The sequence below is a fragment of the Psychrobacter sp. TB20-MNA-CIBAN-0197 genome (assembly GCF_040309765.1).
GTDB lineage: Bacteria > Pseudomonadota > Gammaproteobacteria > Pseudomonadales > Moraxellaceae > Psychrobacter > Psychrobacter submarinus.
Genome location: NZ_JBEOPC010001411.1, coordinates 1 through 235, shown reverse-complemented (window position 1 = coordinate 235; position 235 = coordinate 1). Strand labels below are relative to the sequence as shown.

1 protein-coding gene is annotated in these 235 nt (G+C 60.9%); it reads right to left on the bottom strand.

The window, feature by feature from the left end; genetic code table 11:
* Positions 1–235: 4-hydroxy-tetrahydrodipicolinate reductase (locus tag AAEY83_RS18600; protein ID WP_351061667.1), on the bottom strand; the 235-nt coding region annotated here is incomplete at both ends.

Here is a 235-nt window from a genome sequence, read left to right as displayed (position 1 = left end):
GAACAGCACGGTGTGATCACCAACGGTGTCGCCAGCACGCACGGTGGCGAAACCAATGGTTTCACGCTCCCGAGCACCGGTCTGGCCTTCACGACCGTAGACCGCGACCTTCTTCAGATCACGCCCCAGGGCATCGGCAATCACTTCACCCATGCGCACAGCCGTACCTGACGGAGCATCGACCTTGTGGCGGTGATGGGCTTCCATGATCTCGATATCGACATCGTCGCCCAGC